The following is a 22255-nucleotide window of genomic DNA, read 5'->3' as shown; positions in this document are numbered from 1 at the left end:
GCCGGGGCCGCCTGGGCGCCCTACCGCGGCGGCCCGGCGTTCCTCGCGCACCTCGCGGCCGGCGGTGCGCCGCGCGCCGCGTGGTCCGCGCTGCCGGGGCCGACGGGGGAGCGGTGGCCGGACGCCGTGGCGCAGGCCGTCGCCGCGACCCTGTCGAGCGGGCGCGGCGCGCTCGTCGTGGTCCCGGACGCCCGCGACGTCGACCGCGTCTGCGCCGCCCTGGAGGCCGCGGGCGTGCCCGCGTGGACGCCCGACGGCACGGACGCCTCCCACGTGCGGCTCATGGCGGACGACGGGCCGGCACGCCGGTACCGCTCGTACCTCGCGGCGCTGCGGGGGCTGGCGCGGGTGGTGGTCGGCACGCGCGCCGCCGCGTTCGCGCCCGTGCGGGACCTGGGCCTGGCGGTGTGCTGGGACGACGGCGACGACCTGCACGCCGAGCCGCGCGCCCCGTACCCGCACGTGCGCGAGGTGCTCGCGCTGCGCTCCGACTCCGAGGGCTGCGCGCTGCTGCTGGCCGCGCACGGCCGCTCCGTCGAGGTCCAGGCGCTCGTCGCGTCGGGCTGGGTGCGTCCGGTCACCGCCGACCGGACCGTGGTGCGCGCCCGCACGCCGCGCGTGCGCGCCCTCACGAGCGTGGAGCTGGCCCGCGAGGGCGCCGCGGCCGCCGCGCGCCTGCCGGGGGAGGCCTGGCGCACCATCCGCGAGCGGCTGGCGCACGGTCCCGTCCTCGTGCAGGTGCCGCGGGCCGGCTACCTGCCCGCGGTGGCGTGCGCCCGGTGCCGTCAGGTCGCGCGCTGCGGGCACTGCCACGGCCCGCTGCAGCTGCCGTCCGGCGACGGGACGGCGCAGTGCGGCTGGTGCGGGCGGCTGGCGACCCGGTGGCGGTGCGACGCGTGCGGGAACGGGACGTTCCGGTCGGTGGCCGTCGGGTCCGACCGCACGGCGGAGGAGCTGGGGCGGGCGTTCCCCGGGGCGACCGTCCGCACGTCGGGGGCCCGGTCCGCCGGGGGCGTGCTGGCGGAGGTCCCGGACCGGCCCGCGCTCGTGGTGTCCACCCCGGGCGCCGAGCCCGTCGCGCCGGCGGGGTACGCGGGGGCCGTGCTGCTGGACGCCGGGGTGACGACCGGGTCCACGTCGCTGCGCGCCACCGAGGACGCGCTGCGGCGGTGGCTCGCGGCGGCGGCGCTCGTGCGGCCGGGGTCCGACGGGGGCGTGGTGCTGCTCGTCGGCGACGGCGCGGAGCGCCCCACCCAGGCGCTCGTGCGGTGGGACCCGGCGGGCCTCGCGGAGCGGGAGCTCGCGGAGCGGACGGAGGTCGGCCTGCCGCCGGCGGTCCGCGTGGCGGAGCTCACCGGCACGCGCGAGGTGGTGGCGGGCGTGCTCGCGCGCGTCGAGCTGCCGCCCGGTGCCGACGTGCTGGGCCCGGTGCCGCTGCCGGGCGACGACTCGCTCGACCCGCCCGTGCGCACGCTCGTGCGGGTCCCAGTGGCGGAGGGCCGGGCGCTGGCCCGGTCGCTCGCCGCGTCCCTCGCCGTGCGCAGCGCCCGCCGGGAGGGCGGGACGGTGCGGGTGCGGCTCGACCCGGAGGAGATGCTGTGAGTGGCGCCGTCGACGCGGTGGTGTTCGACCTGGGGAACGTCCTGGTGCGGTGGGACCCCGTCCTGCCGTTCGCGGGGGTGCTGGACGAGGCGGAGGTCGAGCGGTTCTTCGCGGACGTCGGCTTCGCGGAGCTCAACCACCAGCAGGACGCGGGACGGCCGTGGGCCGAGGCGCGCGCGGAGGTGGCCCGCCGCCACCCGGAGCACGTCGCGACCCTCGACCTCTACGTCGAGCGGTTCCCCCTGTCCCTGCCGGGTCCCGTTCCGGGCAGCGCGGCCGTCGTCGACGAGCTGCGGGCCGCGGGTGTCCGGGTGCTGGGGCTGACCAACTGGTCCGCCGAGACGTTCCACCACGCGGCGCCGGTCGCGCCCGTGGTCGACCGGCTCGAGGCGGTGCTGGTGTCGGGCCGCGAGGGGGTGGCCAAGCCGGACCCGCGCGTGTTCCGGCTGCTCGCCGACCGGTACGGCCTGGTGCCGGCGAGGACGCTGTTCACCGACGACAGCCCGGTGAACGTCGCCGCGGCGGCCGCCGAGGGGTTCCGGGCGGTGCTGTTCACCGGCGCGGCGGAGCTGCGGGCCGACCTGGTGGCCCACGGGGTCCTGCCCCCGACGGCCTAGGATCGGTGCCCATGCGCCTGCTCTTCGCCGGGACGCCCGCGGTGGCGCTGCCCTCGCTGGACGCCCTGATCGCCTCCCGCCACGAGGTCGTCGCGGTCCTCACGCGACCCGACGCCCGCGCCGGCCGCGGCCGCACGCTCGCCGCGAGCCCCGTCAAGCAGCGCGCCCTGGACGCCGGGATCGAGGTGCTGACGCCGGCGACCCTGAGGGACGAGGACGTGCGGGCGCGGCTCGCCGAGCTGGCGCCCGACGCCGCGCCCGTGGTGGCGTACGGCAACCTCGTGCCGGCGGCTCTGCTCGACCTGCCCCGGCACGGGTGGGTCAACCTGCACTTCTCGGTGCTGCCGGCCTGGCGGGGTGCGGCCCCCGTGCAGCACGCCGTCATCGCGGGCGACGAGGTGACCGGCGCGAGCACGTTCCGGCTGGAGGCCGGCCTCGACACCGGCCCGGTGTACGGCACGCTCACCGAGACCATCCGCCCGCGCGACACCGCCGGGGACCTGCTGGGACGGCTGGCGGAGGCCGGCTCCGGGCTGCTGGTGCGCACGCTCGACGCGCTGGAGGAGGGCATCCTCACGCCGGTCCCGCAGCCCGCCGACGGCGTCAGCCTCGCCCCGCGGCTCACCACCGAGGACGCCCGGGTGCGCTGGCAGCACCCCGCCATGGCGGTCGACCGGCGGGTGCGCGGCTGCACCCCGGCCCCGGGCGCGTGGACGACCCTGCCGGACGGGTCCCGGCTGGGGCTCGGACCGGTGCGGCCCGAGCCCGCGGTGACCGACCTGCGGCCCGGCGAGCTGCGGGCCGGGCGCGGCGAGGTGCTCGTGGGCACCGGCACGCACGCGGTGCGGCTGGAGGAGGTCCGTCCCGCGGGCAAGCGCGCGATGCCCGCACCGGACTGGGCCCGGGGCGCCCGCCTCGCGCCCGGCACGGTGCTGGGCGGGGACGCCGCGTGAGCGCGCCGCAGGGCGGCCGTCGCGGCCCGCGCCGGCGCACCGCCGCAGCGCCCGCCGAGCGGCGTCGCGGGACGGACCCGGCGCGCACCGTCGCGTTCGACGTGCTGCGCACGGTGGCCGACTCGGACGCCTACGCGAACCTCGCCCTGCCGCCGCTGCTGCGCGAGCGCGGCATCCGCGGGCGGGACGCCGGGTTCGCCACCGAGCTGGCGTACGGCACGCTGCGGCTGCGCGGCCGGTACGACGCGGTGATCGCGCAGTGCGCCGGCAGGCCGTTGGACCGGGTGGACCCGCCCGTGCTGGACGCCCTGCGCCTCGGCGCGCACCAGCTGCTCGGGATGCGGGTGCCGCCGCACGCGGCGGTGTCGGAGACCGTCGGCCTGGTGCGGGAGCGGGTGGGGGCCGGTCCCGCGCAGTTCGTCAACGCCGTGCTGCGCGCCGTCGCCCGGGAGCCGTTGGACGTCTGGCTGGCGCGGGTCGGGGACGCCGCGGCCGCGCCGGAGCAGGGGACCGCGGCGGAGGTCGCCCGGCTGTCCGTGGTCGAGAGCCACCCGGCCTGGGTGACCCGCGCGCTCCGCGAGGCGCTCGTGGGGCACGGCCGCGACGCCGCCGAGCTGCCCGCGCTGCTCGCGGCCGACAACGAGGCGCCCCGCGTGACGCTCGTGGCCCGGCCCGGCCTGGTCGCGCCGGACGAGCTGCTGGCCGCGGCCGGTGACGGGGCCGCGCCCGGCCGGTGGGCGCCCACGGCCGTCACCCTCGCGGGGGGCGGCGACCCGGCGGCGCTCGCCCCGGTGCGGGCCGGACGCGCGGGCGTGCAGGACGAGGGCAGCCAGCTCGTCGCGCTCGCCCTCGCCGACGCCCCGCTCGACGGCCGCGACGCCCGGTGGCTCGACCTGTGCGCCGGCCCCGGCGGGAAGGCGGCCCTGCTGGCGGCCCTCGCCGGCGGGCGGGGCGCCCGGCTGGTCGCCAACGAGGTCCAGCCGCACCGCGCCCGGCTCGTGCGCCAGGCCCTCGCGGCCGCGCCGGCGGGTGCCGTCGAGGACGTGCGGGTGGGCGACGGGCGCCAGGCCGGCGACGACGAGCCGGGCGCCTACGACCGCGTCCTGCTCGACGCCCCGTGCACCGGGCTGGGTGCGCTGCGCCGGCGCCCGGAGTCCCGCTGGCGGCGCACCCCCGCGGACCTCGCGGCGCTCGGCTCGCTGCAGCGGGAGCTGCTGGCGTCGGCGCTGCGCGCGGTGCGCGTCGGCGGGGTCGTCGCGTACGTGACGTGCTCGCCGGTGCTCGCCGAGACGAGCCTCGCGGTGGTGGACGCGCGCCGCGCCGCCCGCCGCGCTGGCCTGGAGACCGAGGTGCTGCCCGCCCCCGAGGTGCTGCACCGCACCGCCCCCGGGCTCGACCTGCCGGACCGGGAGGACGCGCAGCTCTGGCCGCACGTGCACGGGACGGACGCGATGCACCTCACGCTGCTGCGCCGGACGTCCTGACGGCGGCGCGACGCGCGGCGGGGGCGCGACGCGCGGCGGGGGCGCGACCGCCCCGGCCCGCACGCCCCGGCGCCCCCGCGGCGTGCTCGATACGCTGGGACGCGTGCCCGCACTGATCAGCCCCAGCATCCTGTCCGCCGACTTCGTCAACCTCGAGCGCGACCTCGGCCGCATCGCCCGGGCCGACTACGCGCACGTCGACGTGATGGACAACCACTTCGTCCCGAACCTCACGCTCGGGCTGCCGGTGGTGCGGCGCATCGCCGAGGTGTCGCCGGTGCCGCTCGACGTGCACCTGATGATCGAGGACGCCGACCGGTGGGCGGTGGACTACGCGCGGGCGGGTGCGGCGTCGGTGACGTTCCACGCGGAGGCGGCGCAGGCGGCGGTCCGGCTGGCGCGCGAGCTGCGGTCGGCGGGCGCCCGGGCCGGCATCGCGCTGCGGCCCGCGAGCCCGGTCGAGCCGCTGCTGGACCTGCTGCCGGAGTTCGACATGGTGCTGGTCATGACCGTCGAGCCCGGGTTCGGCGGGCAGTCCTTCATCGAGGGGACGCTGCCCAAGATCCGCCGGCTGCGCGCCGCGATCGACGAGCAGGGCGCCGCGACGTGGGTGCAGGTGGACGGGGGCGTCTCGCGCGGCACGATCGCGGCGGTGGCCGAGGCGGGCGCGAACGTCTTCGTGGCGGGGTCGGCCGTGTACGGGGCTCCGGACGTCGCGGCGGAGATCGACACCCTGCGGGGGCTCGCGGACGAGGCGCTGCTCCGGCGGTGACCCGGCGCAGGTGCGGCGCAGCTCCTGCGCGGTGCTGCGCCGACGCCGGTCCGACCCCGGACCGGCCCCGCCCGCGCCACGCGGCACCCCGGCCGGGACGAACGGCCGTCACGCCGGGAATGCCGGCTGTGGCATCATCGTTGGCGAAGTACACACACGTGCTCCGGGGTCGGTGCAATTCCGAGCCGGCGGTGACAGTCCGCGACCCGCAAGCGCCTCGGCGTGAGCGGTTGACCTGGTGGAACTCCAGGACCGACGGTGACAGTCCGGATGGGAGGAGACGTGGCGGCGTGCTCGGCGTGAGCCGGGTGCGCCGTGGTCGTCGTGCACCAGCGCGCCGCCCGCACCCCGGAGCCTGACGGCGACGGAGGGAGCGGGGCGGTGGACGCCACGGCGGTCGAGCGGGACGCGATGCTGCGCGCCCTCGACCTCGCGCGGCGCGGCCCCGCCCACGGACCGAACCCCCGCGTGGGCTGCTTGCTGCTCGGCCCGGACGGCGAGGTCCTCGGCGAGGGCTGGCACCGCGGGGCCGGGACCGCGCACGCGGAGGTGGCGGCGCTGGCCGACGCCCGCGAGCGCGGCACCGGCGCCCGGGGCGCGACGGCCGTCGTGACGCTCGAGCCCTGCGACCACACGGGACGTACCGGGCCCTGCTCGCGCGCGCTGATCGAGGCGGGTGTGCGCCGCGTCGTGGTGGCGGTCGCGGACCCGAACCCGGACGCCGCCGGGGGAGCGGCACGCCTGCGCGCGGCGGGCGTCGAGGTGGTCGTCGGGGTCGAGGAGGCGGCGGGCCGCGCGCTGCTGCGCCCGTGGCTGCTCGCCGTCGGGCGCGGGCGTCCGTTCGTCACGCTGAAGACCGCGGCGACGCTGGACGGCCGGGTCTCCGCCCCGGACGGCACGTCGCGGTGGATCACCTCGCCGGAGGCGCGCGCCCACGCCCACGCCCTGCGCGCCGAGGTCGACGCGCTGGTGGTCGGGACCGGGACCGTGCTCGCGGACGACCCGTCGCTCACCGCCCGCACGCCGGACGGCTCGCTCGCGGAGCACCAGCCGCTCCGCGTCGTCGTCGGTGAGCGCGCCCTGCCGCTGGACGGCCGGCTCGCGGGTCCCGGCGGCGAGGTGGTGCACCTGCGCACCCGCGACCCCCGCGAGGTCCTCGCCGCGCTCCACGCCCGTGAGGTGCGGCACGCGCTCGTCGAGGGCGGGCCGACGCTCGCCGCGGCGTTCCTGCGCGCCGGGGTCGTCGACGAGGTGCACGCGTACGTCGCGCCCGTCCTGCTCGGGGCCGGGCGCAGCGCCGTCGGCGACCTCGGCGTGAGGACCGTCGACGACGCGATCCGGCTGCACCCGCGCGAGGTGCTGCCGCTGGGGCCCGACGTGCTCGTCGTGGCCGACACCGAGGAGGAGGACCGCTGATGTTCACCGGCATCGTGGAGGAGGTCGGCGCCGTGGTGGCGCTCGACCTGGCACCCGGCACGCAGGGAGCGGCGGACGGGGGCGCGGGTGATGCCCGGCTGACCGTCCGCGGCCCGCTGGTCGTGTCCGACGCCGCGCCGGGCGACTCGATCGCCGTGGGCGGGGTCTGCCTCACGGTCGCGGTGCTGCCCGGGGACGGCACGTTCGTCGTCGACGTGATGCCGGAGACCCTGCGCCGCACCGCGCTCGGCGACCTGCGGCCCGGGGACCCCGTGAACCTGGAGCGTGCCGTGCGGGCCGACGCGCGGCTCGGCGGGCACGTCGTGCAGGGGCACGTCGACGGCGTGGGGACGGTCCGCCGCCGCACGCCCGGCCCGCGCTGGGACGAGGTGGAGATCGCCCTGGACCCCGCGCTGGCCCGGTACGTCGCGGAGAAGGGCTCGGTCGCGGTCGCGGGGGTCTCGCTCACGGTGACGGCGGTCGGCCCGGACTGGTTCGGCGTCTCGCTGATCCCCACCACGCTCGCCGCGACGACCCTGGGGGCCGCCGCCGTGGGCACGCGCGTGAACCTGGAGGTCGACGTGCTCGCGAAGTACGTCGAGCGGCTGCTGACCGCCGGGGCGGTCGCGGGCACCGCGCCGGTCGAGGGGGGTGCGCGGTGAGCGCCGCGGCCGCCGACGAGGACGTCGTGCTCGGCACCGTCGAGCAGGCGCTGGCCGAGCTGCGCGCGGGCCGGCCGGTGCTCGTCGCGGACTCCCCGGACCGCGAGAACGAGGCGGACGTGATCCTGGCCGCGGACCGGGCCACGCCCGAGTGGGTCGCCTGGACCATCCGCCACTCCTCGGGCTACCTCTGCGCCCCGATGACCGGCGCCCGCGCCGACGCCCTCGACCTGCCGCTGATGGTCCCGCAGAGCCAGGACCCCCGGCGGACCGCGTACACCGTCACCGTCGACGCCGCGCACGGCGTCACGACGGGCATCTCCGCGGCCGACCGCACGCAGACGCTGCGCCTGCTGTCCGACCCGGCCTCGGGACGCGAGGACCTCATCCGGCCGGGGCACGTGCTGCCGCTGCGCGCGGTGCCGGGCGGCGTGCTGCACCGCGCGGGCCACACCGAGGCGGCGGTCGACCTGTGCCGGCTCGCGGGCGTCGAGCCGGTCGCCGCGATCGCCGAGCTGGTGAACGACGACGGCACGATGATGCGGCTCCCGCAGACCGCCGCCCTGGCGCGCGAGCACGGGCTCGTGGTGCTGACGATCGCCGACCTGATCGCCTGGCGCACCGCCCACCGGGACCTGCCGTCGGAGCCGGCGCCCGGTCCCGAGGCTGCGGCGACCGCGCCGGAGCGGCGGGTGCACCGGGCGCACACCGCCCAGCTGCCCACGCGGCACGGCGCGTTCACGGTGCACGCGTACCGCGACCTGCGCACCGGCGCCGAGCACGTGGCGCTCGTCGCGGCGACCGGCCTGGTCGAGCAGCCCGTGGTGCGGGTCCACTCCGAGTGCCTGACGGGGGACGCGTTCGGCTCCGAGCGGTGCGACTGCGGACCGCAGCTCGACGCGGCCCTGGAGCTCGCCGCCCGCGACGGCGGCGCCGTGGTGTACCTGCGCGGCCACGAGGGCCGGGGCATCGGCCTCGTCGCGAAGATCGGCGCCTACGCGCTGCAGGACGCGGGCCGGGACACGGTCGAGGCCAACCTCGATCTCGGCTGGCCCGCGGACCGGCGGGAGTACGGCGCCGCCGCGGCGATCCTCGAGGACCTGGGCGCCCGCCGCATCACCCTGCTGACCAACAACCCCGCGAAGGTCGCCGGGTTGACGGCGCACGGCATCGAGGTCGCGGAGGTCCGCGGCCTGGAGGTCGGGCGCACCCCCCACAACGAGACCTACCTGCGCACCAAGGCTCGGGCGATGGGACACCTGCTGCCCGGCCTCGACCACACCCCGGAGGACCCACGATGAGCGGCAGCGGCGCACCCCAGATCACCACGGACGGCACCGGCCTGCGGGTCGTCGTCGTCGCGGCGTCCTGGCACACCACCGTCATGGACGGCCTGCTCGCGGGCGCGCGGCGGGCCCTGGCCGCGGCCCACGTCGAGGACGTGCGGGAGGTCCGCGTCCCGGGCACGTTCGAGCTGCCCGTCGCGGCCGCCCGGGCGGCGCGCAGCGGGGAGGTGGACGCCGTGGTCGCGCTCGGCGTCGTGATCCGCGGCGGCACGCCGCACTTCGAGTACGTCTGCCAGGCCGCCACCTCGGGCCTCACCGACGTCGCCGTCACGACGGGCGTGCCCGTCGGCTTCGGGGTCCTCACGTGCGACGACGAGGCCCAGGCGCTCGACCGCGCCGGCCTGCCGGGGTCGCACGAGGACAAGGGCGCCGAGGCGGCCGAGGCGGCGGTGGCGACGGTCGTCGCCCTGCGCGCGCTGTGAACCTGCTCACCTGGCTGTTCGACGCGCAGCTCGTCGTCGCCGGTCACCCGGTGCTGTGGCGCGAGGTCGTCGGCAACCTGTTCGGCCTCGCGTCGGCGCTCGGCGGGCTGCGGCGGCGGATCTGGGCGTGGCCGGTCGGCATCGTCGGCAACGTGCTGCTGTTCACCGTGTTCCTCGGCGGCGTCTTCCACACCCCGCAGGCGCGCGACCTGTACGGGCAGGCCGGACGCCAGGTGTTCTTCGTCGCGGTGGCGGTGTACGGCTGGGTGCGGTGGTCCCGCACGCGGCGGGCGTCGCGCGAGCACGGTGCGCCGGACGCGCCGGCGGTCGTCCCGCGGTGGGCCGGGCGGTCCGGGTGGGTGCAGATCGTCGGCATCGGCGTGGTCGGGACCGTCGTCTGCGCGCTCGTGTTCGACGCGCTCGGGTCGTGGGGCCCGTGGGCGGACGCCTGGATCTTCGTCGGCTCGCTGCTCGCCACGTACGGCATGGCCCGCGGCTGGATCGAGTTCTGGCTCATCTGGATCGCGGTGGACGCGGTGGGCGTGCCGCTGCTGCTCAGCGCCGGGTACTACCCCTCCGCGGTGCTGTACCTGGTCTACGCGGGCGTGGTGCTGTCCGGGTTCGTCGTGTGGTGGCGCGCCCGGCGCCGGGAGGCACCGCAGCAGGTGACTGCCGCGGCCGGCGTCGCGGGCTGAGGGGGCGCCCCCGGGCCGCGGGCGGCGGCCGTCCCGGGGAGCGGGCGCGGCGGGAGGGGCGCGCGGCGACCGTCTACCCTGACGGGCGTGAAGACGTTCGACGCGCTGTTCGCTGAGCTGACCGAGAAGGCGACCACCCGGCCCGCCGGCTCCGGGACCGTCCGGGAGCTCGACGCCGGGGTCCATGCGATCGGCAAGAAGATCGTCGAGGAGGCGGCCGAGGTCTGGATGGCCGCGGAGCACGAGGGGGACGACCGCACCGCCGAGGAGATCTCCCAGCTCCTGTACCACCTGCAGGTGCTCATGGTCGCGAAGGGCCTGACCCTCGACGACGTGTACGCGCACCTGTGACCCGCCCCCGCCGCACCACCGACCTGAGGACCCCCCTGTGCTGAGGATCGCCGTCCCGAACAAGGGCTCGCTCGCCGAGCCCGCCGCCGAGATGCTGCGCGAGGCGGGCTACCGCCAGCGCCGCGACTCCCGCGAGCTCGTCCTGCCCGACGCCGACAACGGCGTCGAGTTCTTCTTCCTGCGCCCGCGCGACATCGCCGTGTACGTCGGCACCGGCACCGTCGACGTCGGCATCACCGGGCGCGACCTGCTGCTCGACTCCGGGTCGCCCGCCACGGAGCACCTGCCGCTCGGCTTCGCCCGCTCCACGTTCCGGTTCGCGACGCAGGCGGGCACGATGAACGACGTCCGCGAGGTCGCCGGCCGGCGCGTGGCGACGTCCTACCCGGTGCTCGTCGGGCAGTACCTCGCCTCGCAGGGCGTCGAGCCCGCCGAGGTCGTGCGGCTGGACGGCGCCGTCGAGACCGCGATCCGGCTGGGCGTGGCGGACGTCATCGCCGACGTGGTCGAGACGGGCACGACGCTGCGCGCCGCCGGGCTCGACGTGTTCGGCGCGCCGATCCTCACCTCGGAGGCCGTCCTCGTGCGCCGCGCCGACGGCCCGGAGCCTGCGGGGCTCGACGTCCTGACCCGGCGGCTGCAGGGCGTGCTGACCGCCCGCGAGTACGTCCTCATGGACTACGACGTCCCGCTGGAGCTGGTGGACCGGGCCGTCGCCGTGACCCCCGGCCTGGAGTCGCCGACGGTCTCCCCGCTCCACAACACCGACTGGGCGGCCGTGCGCGTCATGGTGCGGCGCAGCGAGACCAACAAGGTCATGGACGCCCTGTACGACGTGGGCGCGCGCGCGATCCTCGTCACCTCGATCCACGCCTGCCGGCTGTAGGGCCGCGACGTGCCGGGTGCGGGGGGCGACGGGGCGGCGCCGGGCGGCGCAGGGACCGGACGGGCGCTGGACGACGTGTTCCGGCCCCGGGCGGCGCGCTGGGTGACGACCGTGCTGGCGGTGGTCGTGGCCGCCGCCACGGTGCTGCTGCTCGTGCTGCTGCCCCGCACCGGCCTGGTCGGTCTCGGGGCGGGGGACCGGCTCGGGTTCGGGCTGCTCGGCGCCGCCATCGTCTGGTTCTGCTGGCGGCAGGCGACCGTGTCCGCCACCCCGACCCCCGAGGGCCTGCGGGTGCGCAACCTCGCCACCACGCGCACCGTCCCGTGGGCGCAGATCGTCTGGGTGCGGTTCGGTGAGGGCCGGCCGTGGGTGCAGCTCGACCTGGACGACGGCGACACGCTCGCGGTGATGGGCGTGCAGCGCGCCGACGGCGAGCTGGCGCAGCGCGAGGCGCGGCGCCTGGCGACGCTGGTGGCGTCCCGGACGCGGACCGCGCGCGACGACTGACCGCGCGCTCCACCGACCTGACCCGCCGGGCCTGACCCGCCGGGCCCGACCCGTCGTGCCTACCCGTCCGGCGGGCCCGTCCGGCGGTCCCGTCAGGCCTGCGGCGCGGTCCCGTCGTCGCCGACCCTCCGCGCGAGCCGGGCGGCGTGCACCCCGGCCGCGGCGGCCGCGAGGAACGCCGCCGGGTCCTGGGCGAGGCCCCGGCCCATCGTGGAGAGCCGGACGGGCGAGGCGCCCAGCGCGGTGAGCAGGTCGGCGCCGGCCGGGACCTCGACCAGCCGGTGCCGGCCGGCGGGGGCGCCCAGGGCGAGCGCCTGCTGCCGCACCCGCCGCCCGATCGCAGCGAGGTGGGCGCCCGGGTGCTCCTGGGGGTCCGGGACGGTGAGGCCCGCCGGCACCTGCGCGGCGTCGGGGCCGGTGCCGTCCTCCGCCGGTGCCGCCGGCTCGAACACGGGCACCACGACGTCCGCCGGGGCCAGGGCCACGCGCCCGTACGCGGTCAGGGAGTGGTGCGACACGCCCAGGTGCCGCTCCCGGGCGTCCGCGCCGGAGACCCGCAGCGAGGCGACCGGCCGGCCGCCGAGCACGGCGGCGGCGTTCACGGCCTCCCCGGCGGCGACGCCCGAGAAGCCCCACCGCGTCCCGGTGCCGAGGTTGCCGGGCCCCTGCGCGACCACCACCACGTCGGCCCGCACGACGTGGCGGGCGGCGAGCAGGGCCGTGTGGACCGTGACGGCCTCGAGGTCGCCGCCGAACGCCTGCCCGGCCGTCAGGCACGAGGCGATCCAGCCGGCCTCCCGCAGGCCAGCCACCGCGCGCGAGAACCACGCCGGCAGCGCCCCGCCGTCGGACATGACGTACGCGACCCGCAGCGGCTCGCCGCCGTGGCCGCCGGTCAGCGCGTCGGCGTACCGGACCCCGGCGACGACCGCGGGCAGGGCGGAGTGCAGGTCGGCCACGACGACGGGGAGCCCCGCCAGGTCGTCGGCGTCCCGCAGCACCTCGTGGTGCGGCGACTCCTGGTCGTCGACGCCGAGCACCATGGCCTGCAGCGGGGTGTACCGGGCCTTCACGAGGTGCCCCGGGCCGGCCTGCGGGTCGGCGGGCAGCCTGCCGGGCGCGACGACCAGGGCGTACCCGCCGGTGCCGAGCCCCCGGGCGAGCGCGGAGACGTTCAGCAGCACGCGGTCCCCGGGCCCGGGCGAGCCGACCAGGGCGGGGTAGGCGAGCGCCCGTACCGACACCGGGTCGGGGCCGCTCACGCCGTCCTCGACGACGACGGACAGCTCCACGGCTCCCGGCCACGCGCGTCCGACCGACTCCACCACACCCGAGCGCCACGTGATCACCGGACCACGCTACCGGCCACTACGGTTGTGCCGATGCCCGAACAGATCCAGCCCGCCGAGCGGCTGCTCAACCTCGTCATCGCCCTGGTGCACACCCCGGGCCGCATGACGAAGGAGCAGATCCGCCGCACCGTCGCGGGCTACGGCGACGCCGCGTCCGACGAGGCGTTCGAGCGGATGTTCGAGCGGGACAAGGACACGCTGCGCGAGCTCGGCATCCCCGTGACGACCGTGACCGCCGCGGGGCACGGCGACGACATCGGCTACCGGGTCGACCAGGACGCCTACGCCCTGCCGCCGCTGGAGCTGACGGCCGCCGAGCTCGGCGCGCTGTCGCTGGCGGCCGAGTTCTGGCAGGACCGCTCGGTGCGGGCGGACACGTCGCGGGCGCTGACCAAGCTGCGCGCGGTGGGCGCGGGCTCGGGCGCGACCGACCTCGCCGCGGGCCTGGTGCCGCGGGTGCGGGCCGGCGGCGACGCGTTCCGGCCCCTGCTCGACGCCGTGCAGGCCCGGCAGCGGGTGCGGTTCACCTACCGCGCGGCGAACACGGGGGAGGTGCGCGAGCGTCTCGTCGAGCCGTGGCGGCTGGTGGCGCGCCGCGGCGGCTGGTTCCTGGTCGGCCGCGACGTCGACCGCGCGGCGCCCCGGTCGTACCGGCTGAGCCGCATCGAGGGCCGCGTGCGTCCGGACGGGGACGACGGCGCGTTCGACCCGCCCGCGGCGCAGCAGATGGAGTCGGCCCTGCGGTCGTGGGACGCGGGGCAGGAGCGCACGGCGGTGCTGGCGCTGCGCCCGGAGCGGGCGGAGGCGCTGCGGGCGCGCGGCTCGGCCACGGCGCTGCCGGCCGACGCCGACCCGGCGCTGCGCGCGGTGGTCGCCGACCGCGACCTGGTGCGCGTGCCGTACCGCGCGACGTGGGAGCTCGCGGAGGAGGTCGCCGGGTACGGCGACGCGGTGCTGGTCGCGGACCCGCCGGCGCTGCGCGCGGCCGTGCTGCGGCTGCTGCGGAGCGCCGCGGCGCTGGCGGGACCGGACGCGGGTGCGGGACCGGACGCGGGTGCGGGACCCGGCACGGGGGAGGACGGACGTGGCTGAGCGGGCGAGCGAGCGGCTGCTGCGGCTGCTGGGGATGATCGGGTACCTGGACCGGCACGACGGCGTCCCCGTCGACCAGCTGGCGGAGCACTTCGGGGTGTCGTCGTCGCAGGTCATGGCGGACGTCGACACGCTGTGGATGAGCGGCACCCCCGGGTACTACCCGCACGACCTCATCGACTTCGACGCGGACTCCTACGACCGCGGCGAGATCCGGCTCACCGAGTCGCGCGGCATGACGCAGCCGCTGCGGCTGGGCACGCGGGAGGCGGTGACCCTGCTGGCGGCCCTGAGCGCCATGGTCGCGGACCTCGGCCCGACGCTCGAGCCGGAGCACGCGGCGGTGCTGCGCTCGGCGCTCGACAAGCTGGCGGCCGCGACGGGGGAGGCGGCGAACGCGGTGGACGTGCGGCTGGCGGTCGACGGGCTGCCGGAGGTGGTCGCCGCGATCCGCACCGCGCTCGCCCGGGGCCGCCGGCTGCGCATCCGCTACGTGAACGCCTCCGACGTGACCAGCGACCGGGACGTCGACCCGCTGCGCCTGACCACGAGCGACGAGCGGTCGTACCTCCAGGCGTGGTGCCTGCGCGCGGGCGACGAGCGGCTGTTCCGGCTGGACCGCGTGATCGGCGCCGAGGTGCTCGACGTGCCGGCGGACCCGCACCCCGGCGCAGGACGCGGCGCCACCGCGGAGTTCCGGCCCGACCCCACGGGCGACGTCGTCACGATGCACCTGCGCAGCACCGGCCGCTGGGTGGCCGAGACCGTCCCGGTCGAGGAGGTCCGCAACCTCGCCGACGGCTCGTTCGAGGTCGACGTCCGGGTGGTCCAGCCCGCGTTCCTGCGCAACCTGCTGCTGCAGGCGGCGGACGACCTGCTGGGCGTGCGTCCGCCCGAGGTGGCGCGCGACGTCGCCGCCCGGGCTCAGGAGGCGCTGGCGGCCTACGGGCCGCTGGCCGGCGCGGCGGGATAGGTTGGCCGCCATGGTGTGGGTCGTCGTGTGGGTGGTGCTCGTCCTGGGCACGCTCGTGGGTGCGTTCCTGCTCGGGCGCGACCTGTGGCGCCGGGCCCGGGCGCTCGTGACGGAGCTCGAGCGCGCCTCGGCCGTGCTGGGCGAGCTCGCGGAGCACGCCTCGACGCTGGCCGAGCAGGCGCAGGAGGCCGAGCGCGCCGCCCGCGCGGCCCGGGAGGCGGTGCTGCTGCCCGAGCCCCGTGAGGCGCGGGCCCGCTGGTCGGTGCTGCGGGCGGAGGCCGCGGCCCGGCGGGAGCGACGGCGTGCCCGCGACCGCGCGGTGCGGGAGACGTGGCGCGGCTACACGCGCTGACGGGCCGCTGACGACCCGGTGACGGACCGGTGCGCCCAGGGGTCGGGCCCGCGGGCGGACTGTAGACTCACGTGACTGCTGATCCAGCACCAGGGAGTTCTGCCATGGCGAGGCTCTTCGAGCATCCCGTTTCGATCCTCATCCTGATCCTCATCATCGTCCTGCTGTTCGGCTCCAAGCGGTTGCCGGACCTGGCGAGCGGGATCGGCAAGTCCCTGCGGATCTTCAAGCGCGAGGTGCGCGACCTGGCGGACGACGACGACAAGCCGGGCCGCGCCGACGCCACCGCGCAGCCGCCCGCCGCGCCCGTCGTGACGCCTCCCGCCCCGGGCGCGACCGGCACCCCGCTCACGCCCCCGGTGGTCACGCCGCCGCCCGCGACGTCGGCGTCCGGCACGACCGCGGAGCCGGGGACCACCGACCCGCGCCCCTGACGCCCCCGTGGCCCTGCGTCGCCCCTCGGCCAACCCCGAGGGCAGGATGCCGCTGCGCGAGCACCTGATCGAGCTCCGCAAGCGGCTGGTCCTCGCCGCGCTCGGCGTCGTCGTCGGCGGCGTGCTCGGCTGGATCGTGTACGACCCGGTGTTCCGGTCGCTGCAGGACCCGCTGCTGGACGCCGCGGCCGAGCGGGACGTGGTCGCGTCGGTGAACTTCGCCGGCCTGGCGTCCGCGATGGACATGAAGTTCAAGGTCGCGCTGTTCATCGGCGCGCTCGTGTCCAGCCCGTGGTGGCTCTACCAGCTGTGGGCGTTCGTCACGCCGGGGCTGACCCGCCGCGAGCGCCGGTCGGCCATCGGGTTCGTGGGCGTCGCGGTGCCGATGTTCCTGGCCGGCGCCGCGTTCGCCTGGTACGTGCTGCCGCGCGCGGTGGCCGTGCTCACCGAGTTCGTCCCCGAGCAGGCGACCAACCTCATCGACGCCTCGACGTACCTGAGCTTCGTCATGCGGTTCGTGCTCGCGTTCGGCGTGGCGTTCCTGGTCCCCGTGCTCATGATCTGCCTCAACCTGGTCGGCCTGGTGCGTGGGTCGACCTGGCTCAGGGGGTGGCGCTGGGCGGTGCTGCTGTCCTGCATCTTCTCGGCGGTCATGACGCCGACCCCGGACGTGGTGACGATGCTCGTGCTGGCCGCCCCGACCGCCGGGCTGTACATGGCGGCGGTGGGGCTGTCGCTGCTGCACGACCGCCGCGCCGACCGGCGGTCGGTGGAGGCGGAGGCCGCGGGCGCCACCGGACCGGACGGCGTGGTGGACCGGTGAGCCACCTCGGCGTCGTCGTGAACCCGGTCGCGGGCGTCGGACGGGGCAGCGGCGTCGGCACCGCGGCCCTGGCCGAGCTGCGCCGTCGCGGTCACCGCGTCGAGGACCTCACCGCGCGGGACCTGCTGACGGCGACGGCGCACGCGCGCCGGGCGGCGGTCGCGGGGCTCGACGCGCTCGTGGTGGTCGGCGGCGACGGGCTGGTGCACCTCGGCGCGAACGTCGTCGCGGAGACGGACCTGCCGCTGGGCATCGTGGCCGGTGGGACGGGCAACGACGTCGCGCGGGCCCTCGGCCTGCCGCGGGGGGACGTGGCCGCGGCGGTGACGGCGATCGAGCGGGCGCTGCTCGTCGGACCGCGGGCGATCGACGCGGTGAGCGTCGGACCCCCCACGCACAGCGCCCGCGAGTGGTACCTCGGTGCGTTGTCCTGCGGCATCGACGCCGCCGTGAACGCCCGTGCCAACGCGCTGCGGTGGCCGCGGGGGTCCGCCCGGTACGTGCGGGCGCTGGTGCCCGAGCTGCGCGCGTTCCGCCCCTACGGCTACCGCCTCACCACGGACGAGGGCGTGTGGGAGTCGGCCGGGACGGTCGTCGTGGCCGCCAACGGCCCGTGGATCGGCGGGGGCATCCGCGTGGCGCCCGACGCCCGGCTGGACGACGGGCTGCTCGACGTGGTCGTGGCGGGCCCCGTCACCCGTGCCGGCGTCCTGCGCATCTTCCCGGGCATGTACGCGGGGCGGCACGTGCACCACCCGCAGGTCCAGGTGCTGCGCAGCCGCCGGGTACTGGTCGAGCCCGCGCCCCACCTGGGCGGGACGCCCCCGGAGGCGCACGCCGACGGCGAGCGCATCGGCCCCCTGCCGCTCGTCGCGGAGGTCGTCCCGGGCGCCGTCCGGGTGCTCGCGCCGCTGCCGACCTAGGCTGCAGGGGTGGCACCACGCGACCCCTCCCGCACCCCCCGCGACGCCGAGGAGCTCGCTCCCGCCGACCGGTACGCCGTGGCCCGCCGCCGCGCGCGGTCCGAGCGCAGCGAGCTCGCCCGGTTCCGGACGCTCATGGACTTCCCGCTGGACGACTTCCAGGTCGAGGCGTGCGAGGCGGTCGAGCGCGGCAGCGGCGTGCTGGTCGCCGCGCCCACCGGCGCCGGGAAGACGGTCGTCGGCGAGTTCGCGGTGCACCTGGCGCTGCGGACCGGGCGCAAGGCGTTCTACACGACCCCGATCAAGGCCCTGTCGAACCAGAAGTACCACGACCTCGTGCGGCGCCACGGCGCGGACCAGGTCGGCCTGCTGACCGGCGACACCACGCAGAACGGCGAGGCGCCGGTGGTCGTCATGACCACCGAGGTGCTCCGCAACATGCTGTACGCGGGCTCGAGCACGCTCGACGGCCTGGGGTACGTGGTCATGGACGAGGTGCACTACCTGGCCGACCGGTTCCGCGGCCCGGTGTGGGAGGAGGTGATCATCCACCTGCCCGACGACGTGCAGCTGGTGTCGCTGTCCGCGACCGTGTCCAACGCCGAGGAGTTCGGCGACTGGCTGCGCACCGTGCGGGGGGACACGGCCGTCGTGGTGAGCGAGCACCGGCCGGTCCCGCTCGGGCAGCACGTGCTGGTGCGCGACGACCTCCTGGACCTGTACGCGGGCCACGTCGACCCCACGGCCCCGGGCGCGAACCCCCCGATCAACCCGGAGCTGGCGCACCTGCTGCGCCGGGCGGAGCGCTCGGGCGACGGCCCGCACCGCGGTCGGCGCGGGCAGGGCGACCGGGGCTTCCGCGGGCCCGGCGGCCGGAGGAGGGACGGCGGCGCGGGCGGCCCGGGCGGCGCGGGGGGCCTCGGCGGCGTCCGGCCGGCCCCGCGGCCGGTCATGGTCGACGTCCTGGACGACGCGGGGCTGCTGCCCGCGATCGTCTTCATCTTCTCGCGGGCCGGCTGCGACGCGGCGGTCGCGCAGTGCCTCGCGGGCGGGCTGCGGCTGACCTCGCCGGCCGAGCAGGAGGAGATCCGGGAGATCGCCGAGACCCGGTGCGCCTCCGTGCCGCGCGAGGACCTCGACGTGCTCGGGTACTGGGGGTTCCTGGACGCGCTGGTCCGGGGCGTCGCGCCGCACCACGCGGGCATGCTGCCGGCGTTCAAGGAGACGGTCGAGGAGGCGTTCGCGCGCGGCCTGGTGAAGGTCGTGTTCGCCACCGAGACGCTGGCGCTCGGGATCAACATGCCGGCGCGGTCGGTCGTCCTCGAGAAGCTGGTGAAGTGGGACGGCTCGCAGCACGTCGACATCACGCCGGGGGAGTACACGCAGCTCACGGGGCGGGCGGGTCGCCGGGGCATCGACACCGAGGGGCACGCCGTGGTCGTGGGGCGCGGCGGCCTCGACCCGATGGCGCTCGCCGGGCTGGCGTCCAAGAGGCTGTACCCGCTGCGGTCCGCCTTCCGCCCGACCTACAACATGGCCGTCAACCTCGTGGCGCAGGTGGGTCGCGTGCGCGCCCGCGAGGTGCTGGAGACGTCGTTCGCCCAGTTCCAGGCGGACCGCGGGGTGGTCGGCCTGGCCCGGCAGGCGCAGAGCCACGCCGAGGCGCTGGAGGGCTACGCGGAGGCCATGTCCTGCCACCTGGGGGACTTCCGCGAGTACTGGTCGCTGCGCCGGGAGCTGGGGGAGCGGGAGCGGGGCGTGCACCGGGCCGCGGCCGGTGCCCGGCGGGAGGCGGCCGCGCGCAGCCTGGCGTCGCTCGCCGTCGGGGACGTCGTCGCGGTGCCGGGCGGCCGCCGGTCGGTCCACGCCGTGGTGGTCGAGCCCGGCAGCGCCGGCGGCTTCGAGGGCGCCCGCCCCCTGGTCCTCACCACCGAGCGGGACGTGCGGCGCCTGTCCAGCCAGGACGTCGGCGACGGCGTGCGCACGGTCGGCCGCCTGCGCGTGCCGAAGGGCTTCTCGCCGCGTGCCGCCTCGCACCGCCGCGACCTGGCCGCGGCGCTGCGGGCCGAGATCGCCGCCGGGCGGGTCGAGGGGGCCGCGCCGTCGCGCCGCCAGGGCGGCCCGGTCGCGCGGGACGAGGACGAGGCGATCGCGGGGCTGCGCCGGCGCCTGCGGGCCCACCCCTGCCACGCGTGCCCGGACCGCGAGGAGCACGCGCGGTGGGCCGAGCGCTGGCAGCGCCTCGACGGCGAGCACCGCGCGCTCGTCCGGCGCATCGAGGGCAGGACCGGGTCGATCGCCACCGTGTTCGACCGGATCTGCGACGTGCTGGTCAGCCTCGGGTACCTCGAGAAGGTGCCCGACGAGGGCACGCGGGTCACCGAGGACGGCCGGTGGCTGCGCCGCCTGTACGCCGAGAACGACCTGCTGCTGGCGGAGTGCCTGCGCCGGGGCGCGTGGCAGGACCTCGACGTGCCGGGTCTCGCCGCGGCGGTCTCGGCCGTCGTGTACTCGGCGCGCCGCGACGACCGGGAGCGCACCCCGGCCGTCCCCGGGGGGCCGGCGAGCCGGCTCGGCGTCGCGCTGGACGCGACGACCCGGATCTGGTCCGAGCTGGACGACCTGGAGGGCACGCACCGGCTCGAGACGGTGCAGCCCCTCGACCTGGGGCTGGTCCAGGCCGTGCACCGGTGGGCCGCGGGTCGCTCGCTCGACGCCGTCCTGCGGGACGCCGACCTGGCCGCCGGCGACTTCGTCCGCTGGTGCAAGCAGGTGGTCGACGTCCTGGACCAGGTCGCCAAGGCGGCTCCGGACCAGCGGCTGCGCCAGACGGCGCGGTCGGCGGTCGGCGCGGTGCGGCGCGGGGTCGTCGCCTACGCCGGGACCTGACGGCGGGGCGCCGGGCGGTCCGGGCGACGGCGGTCCCGGGCGGCGCGACGTCGACGGGTGAGGTCGGCCGCCGTCCCCTATCGTGCGGTCGTGACCACCACGCTGTACCGGGGCGGCACGGTGCTGACGCCCGACGCCCCCGACGCGACGTCGATCCTCGTCTCCGGCGACCGGGTCGCCTGGGTGGGTGGCACCGACGCGGCGGACGGCCTGGCCGGCGCCGCCGACGCCGTGGTCGAGCTCGACGGGGCGCTCGTGACGCCCGGCTTCGTCGACGCCCACGTGCACGCGCTCGAGTCCGGGCTCGCGCTCGACGGGGTGGACCTGGCCGGCGCGCGCGGGGTGGACGACGTGCTCGCGCGCGTCCGGGACGCGGTGCGGGGGCCGGCGGGCCGTCGCGCGGCGGCCGACGGCGCTCCGCTGGCGGGGTCCGGCTGGGACGACGCGCTGTGGCCGGAGGACCGGCCGCCCCGCCGGGACGAGCTCGACGCCGCCGGCGGGGGCGCGCCCGTCTGGCTCGGGAGCGCGGACCGGACGGCCGCCGTGGTGTCCTCGTCCTTCGCGCGCGTGCTCGGGCTGGACACGCTGCCCGGGTGGCGGGACGACGGCGTGGTGACCGGCGAGGCCCTGCGGGTGGCGTGGGGCGCCGTCCGGGAGGCCGCCGAGCCCCGCCGCGCCGCCCTGGAGGACCTCGCGCTCCGCGCGGCCGCGCGCGCCGGGGTGGTGGCCGTGCACGAGCACAGCGCCCCGGCCTCGGCCGCCCGACGGGACCTGGCGGCGCTGCTGGCGAGGACGGCCGAGCCGGGCTCCGGGCTGCCCCAGGTGGCGGGGTACCGCGCGGAGCTGTGCGAGACGACGGACGACGCGCGGGACCTGCTCGAGGAGCTGCCCGGGCTGCGGGGGATCGGCGGCGACCTCGCCGTCGACGGCACGCTCCGCGCCCGGACGGCGGCGCTGCGGCAGCCGTACGACGACGTGCGCGGACCGGGCGACCGGACGGGGGAGCTGCTGCTGACGGCGGAGCAGGTGAGCAACCACGTCGCGGCCGTGACCCGGGCCGGGGTGCAGGCGGCGTTCCGCGTGACGGGCGACCGCGCGGTCGCCGAGGTGCTGCTCGGCTTCCGGGCCGCGGCGGAGGTCGAGGGCGTCGAGGCGCTGCGGGCGGCCGGCCACCGGCTGGGGCGCGCGTCGATGCTCGACGCGCCGGCCCTCGCCACGCTCGTCCTGCTCGGCCTGACCGTGGCGGCGGAGCCGGTGCCGGAGGCCGCGTGGGGCGGTGACGACGGCCCCGCGGTCCGCCGCCTGGGGAGCGGCCGGGCCGCCTCGCTCCAGCCGCTCGCGGACCTGCGCGCCGCCGGGGTGCCGCTCGCGTTCGGGTCCGGCGGCCCGCTGACGCCGGCCGGACCCTGGGCGGCGGTGCGCGCGGCGGTCCGGCACCGCACGCCCGACCAGCGGATCCCCCTCGCGGCGGCGGTGCACGCCCACACCCGTGGTGGCTGGCTCGCCGCGGGCCTCGGCGACGAGGCGACGGGCATGCTGCGCGTCGGGGCGCCCGCGCACCTGGCCGTCTGGCGCACGGACGGCCCGGGACTCCCGGCGCTGGGGCCGCAGGACGGGGATCCCGTGTGCGAGCTGACGGTGCGCGCGGGCCGGGTCCTGTTCGACGCGTCGGGCGGGACGGGGCGGTCGGCGGCGTGACCGGGA

Annotated in this window: 22 protein-coding genes and 1 riboswitch; of the genes, 21 read left to right on the top strand and 1 reads right to left on the bottom strand. The window is 78.0% G+C overall.

The features are described 5' to 3' along the window. The 13 genes from AAHH18_RS06285 to AAHH18_RS06225 form a co-directional block, all read left to right on the top strand. The coding region (locus AAHH18_RS06285) for a primosomal protein N' (protein WP_343300985.1) at nt 1-1602 on the top strand (1602 nt) is incomplete at its 5' end. Beyond that, nucleotides 1599-2219, top strand: coding sequence for an HAD family hydrolase (locus AAHH18_RS06280; RefSeq protein ID WP_343300984.1), 621 nt, complete (start codon nt 1599-1601; stop codon nt 2217-2219). The genes AAHH18_RS06285 and AAHH18_RS06280, both read left to right, overlap by 4 nt. Nucleotides 2220-2230: 11 nt before the next feature. Next, nucleotides 2231-3172, top strand: a complete 942-nt coding sequence (fmt, locus tag AAHH18_RS06275) for a methionyl-tRNA formyltransferase (RefSeq protein ID WP_343300983.1) — start codon at nt 2231-2233, stop codon at nt 3170-3172. Then, nucleotides 3169-4656 (top strand): RsmB/NOP family class I SAM-dependent RNA methyltransferase, encoded by a 1488-nt coding sequence (locus tag AAHH18_RS06270; protein ID WP_343300982.1) that lies wholly within the window; start codon nt 3169-3171, stop codon nt 4654-4656. The genes fmt and AAHH18_RS06270 overlap by 4 nt, the downstream gene beginning before the upstream one ends. A gap of 103 nt (nt 4657-4759) precedes the next feature. Next, complete coding sequence (rpe, locus tag AAHH18_RS06265) at nt 4760-5428, top strand: ribulose-phosphate 3-epimerase (protein ID WP_283320295.1); 669 nt, start codon at nt 4760-4762, stop codon at nt 5426-5428. Nucleotides 5429-5582: 154 nt separating this feature from the next. Continuing rightward, nucleotides 5583-5714: riboswitch (FMN riboswitch) on the top strand. A gap of 125 nt (nt 5715-5839) precedes the next feature. Continuing rightward, nucleotides 5840-6844 carry a bifunctional diaminohydroxyphosphoribosylaminopyrimidine deaminase/5-amino-6-(5-phosphoribosylamino)uracil reductase RibD gene (gene ribD, locus AAHH18_RS06260; protein WP_343300986.1) on the top strand — a complete coding sequence of 335 codons (1005 nt, stop codon included), beginning with the start codon at nt 5840-5842 and terminating at the stop codon, nt 6842-6844. Continuing rightward, nucleotides 6844-7506 (top strand): riboflavin synthase, encoded by a 663-nt coding sequence (locus AAHH18_RS06255; RefSeq protein ID WP_343300981.1) that lies wholly within the window; start codon nt 6844-6846, stop codon nt 7504-7506. The genes ribD and AAHH18_RS06255 overlap by 1 nt, the downstream gene beginning before the upstream one ends. Further along, nucleotides 7503-8807, top strand: a complete 1305-nt coding sequence (gene ribB, locus AAHH18_RS06250) for a 3,4-dihydroxy-2-butanone-4-phosphate synthase (RefSeq protein WP_343300980.1) — start codon at nt 7503-7505, stop codon at nt 8805-8807. The genes AAHH18_RS06255 and ribB overlap by 4 nt, the downstream gene beginning before the upstream one ends. Next, nucleotides 8804-9274, top strand: a complete 471-nt coding sequence (gene ribH, locus AAHH18_RS06245) for a 6,7-dimethyl-8-ribityllumazine synthase (protein ID WP_283320298.1) — start codon at nt 8804-8806, stop codon at nt 9272-9274. The genes ribB and ribH overlap by 4 nt, the downstream gene beginning before the upstream one ends. Next, nucleotides 9271-9969: a nicotinamide riboside transporter PnuC gene (gene pnuC / locus AAHH18_RS06240; RefSeq protein WP_343300979.1), complete on the top strand. Its 699-nt coding sequence runs from the start codon at nt 9271-9273 to the stop codon at nt 9967-9969. Before ribH ends, pnuC begins: the two co-directional genes overlap by 4 nt. Nucleotides 9970-10056: 87 nt before the next feature. Continuing rightward, a complete protein-coding gene (locus tag AAHH18_RS06235) occupies nt 10057-10320 on the top strand; it encodes a phosphoribosyl-ATP diphosphatase (protein ID WP_283320300.1) in 264 nt (87 codons plus the stop codon). A 37-nt stretch (nt 10321-10357) separates the two neighbouring features. Beyond that, entirely contained in the window at nt 10358-11206 is an 849-nt protein-coding gene (gene hisG, locus AAHH18_RS06230) for an ATP phosphoribosyltransferase (protein WP_283320301.1), read from the top strand. Nucleotides 11207-11215: 9 nt separating this feature from the next. After that, complete coding sequence (locus tag AAHH18_RS06225) at nt 11216-11713, top strand: PH domain-containing protein (protein WP_283320302.1); 498 nt, start codon at nt 11216-11218, stop codon at nt 11711-11713. Nucleotides 11714-11805: 92 nt separating this feature from the next. On the opposite strand, the gene AAHH18_RS06220 is transcribed toward AAHH18_RS06225, so the two are convergent. Next, nucleotides 11806-13062, bottom strand: a complete 1257-nt coding sequence (locus AAHH18_RS06220) for a DUF3866 family protein (RefSeq protein WP_343300978.1) — start codon at nt 13060-13062, stop codon at nt 11806-11808. Nucleotides 13063-13095: 33 nt separating this feature from the next. Here AAHH18_RS06220 and AAHH18_RS06215 point away from each other — a divergent pair, with 33 nt between their 5' ends. The 8 genes from AAHH18_RS06215 to AAHH18_RS06180 all read left to right on the top strand — a co-directional run bounded on the left by AAHH18_RS06215 (nt 13096) and on the right by AAHH18_RS06180 (nt 22249). After that, entirely contained in the window at nt 13096-14157 is a 1062-nt protein-coding gene (locus tag AAHH18_RS06215; RefSeq protein WP_343300977.1) for a helix-turn-helix transcriptional regulator, read from the top strand. After that, nucleotides 14150-15130, top strand: coding sequence for a helix-turn-helix transcriptional regulator (locus tag AAHH18_RS06210; RefSeq protein WP_343300976.1), 981 nt, complete (start codon nt 14150-14152; stop codon nt 15128-15130). The genes AAHH18_RS06215 and AAHH18_RS06210 overlap by 8 nt, the downstream gene beginning before the upstream one ends. A gap of 10 nt (nt 15131-15140) precedes the next feature. After that, entirely contained in the window at nt 15141-15482 is a 342-nt protein-coding gene (locus tag AAHH18_RS06205; RefSeq protein WP_283320306.1) for a hypothetical protein, read from the top strand. Nucleotides 15483-15586: 104 nt separating this feature from the next. After that, a complete protein-coding gene (gene tatA, locus AAHH18_RS06200; protein WP_283320307.1) occupies nt 15587-15916 on the top strand; it encodes a twin-arginine translocase TatA/TatE family subunit in 330 nt (109 codons plus the stop codon). A 7-nt stretch (nt 15917-15923) separates the two neighbouring features. Further along, the gene (gene tatC / locus AAHH18_RS06195) at nt 15924-16739 is read left to right on the top strand and encodes a twin-arginine translocase subunit TatC (RefSeq protein WP_343300975.1); all 816 of its coding nucleotides are present in this window, start codon (nt 15924-15926) and stop codon (nt 16737-16739) included. Then, a complete protein-coding gene (locus tag AAHH18_RS06190) occupies nt 16736-17662 on the top strand; it encodes a diacylglycerol/lipid kinase family protein (protein WP_283320308.1) in 927 nt (308 codons plus the stop codon). The genes tatC and AAHH18_RS06190 overlap by 4 nt, the downstream gene beginning before the upstream one ends. Before the next feature lie 9 nt (nt 17663-17671). Beyond that, nucleotides 17672-20551: a DEAD/DEAH box helicase gene (locus AAHH18_RS06185; RefSeq protein ID WP_343300974.1), complete on the top strand. Its 2880-nt coding sequence runs from the start codon at nt 17672-17674 to the stop codon at nt 20549-20551. A 90-nt stretch (nt 20552-20641) separates the two neighbouring features. Further along, a complete protein-coding gene (locus AAHH18_RS06180) occupies nt 20642-22249 on the top strand; it encodes an amidohydrolase (RefSeq protein WP_343300973.1) in 1608 nt (535 codons plus the stop codon). The last annotated feature ends 6 nt before the right edge of the window (nt 22250-22255 follow it).

This window comes from Cellulomonas olei (genome assembly GCF_039548315.1).
Lineage (GTDB): Bacteria > Actinomycetota > Actinomycetes > Actinomycetales > Cellulomonadaceae > Cellulomonas.
The sequence above is the reverse complement of the archived record's forward strand: the minus strand, read 5'-3'. Positions and strand labels throughout refer to the sequence as shown.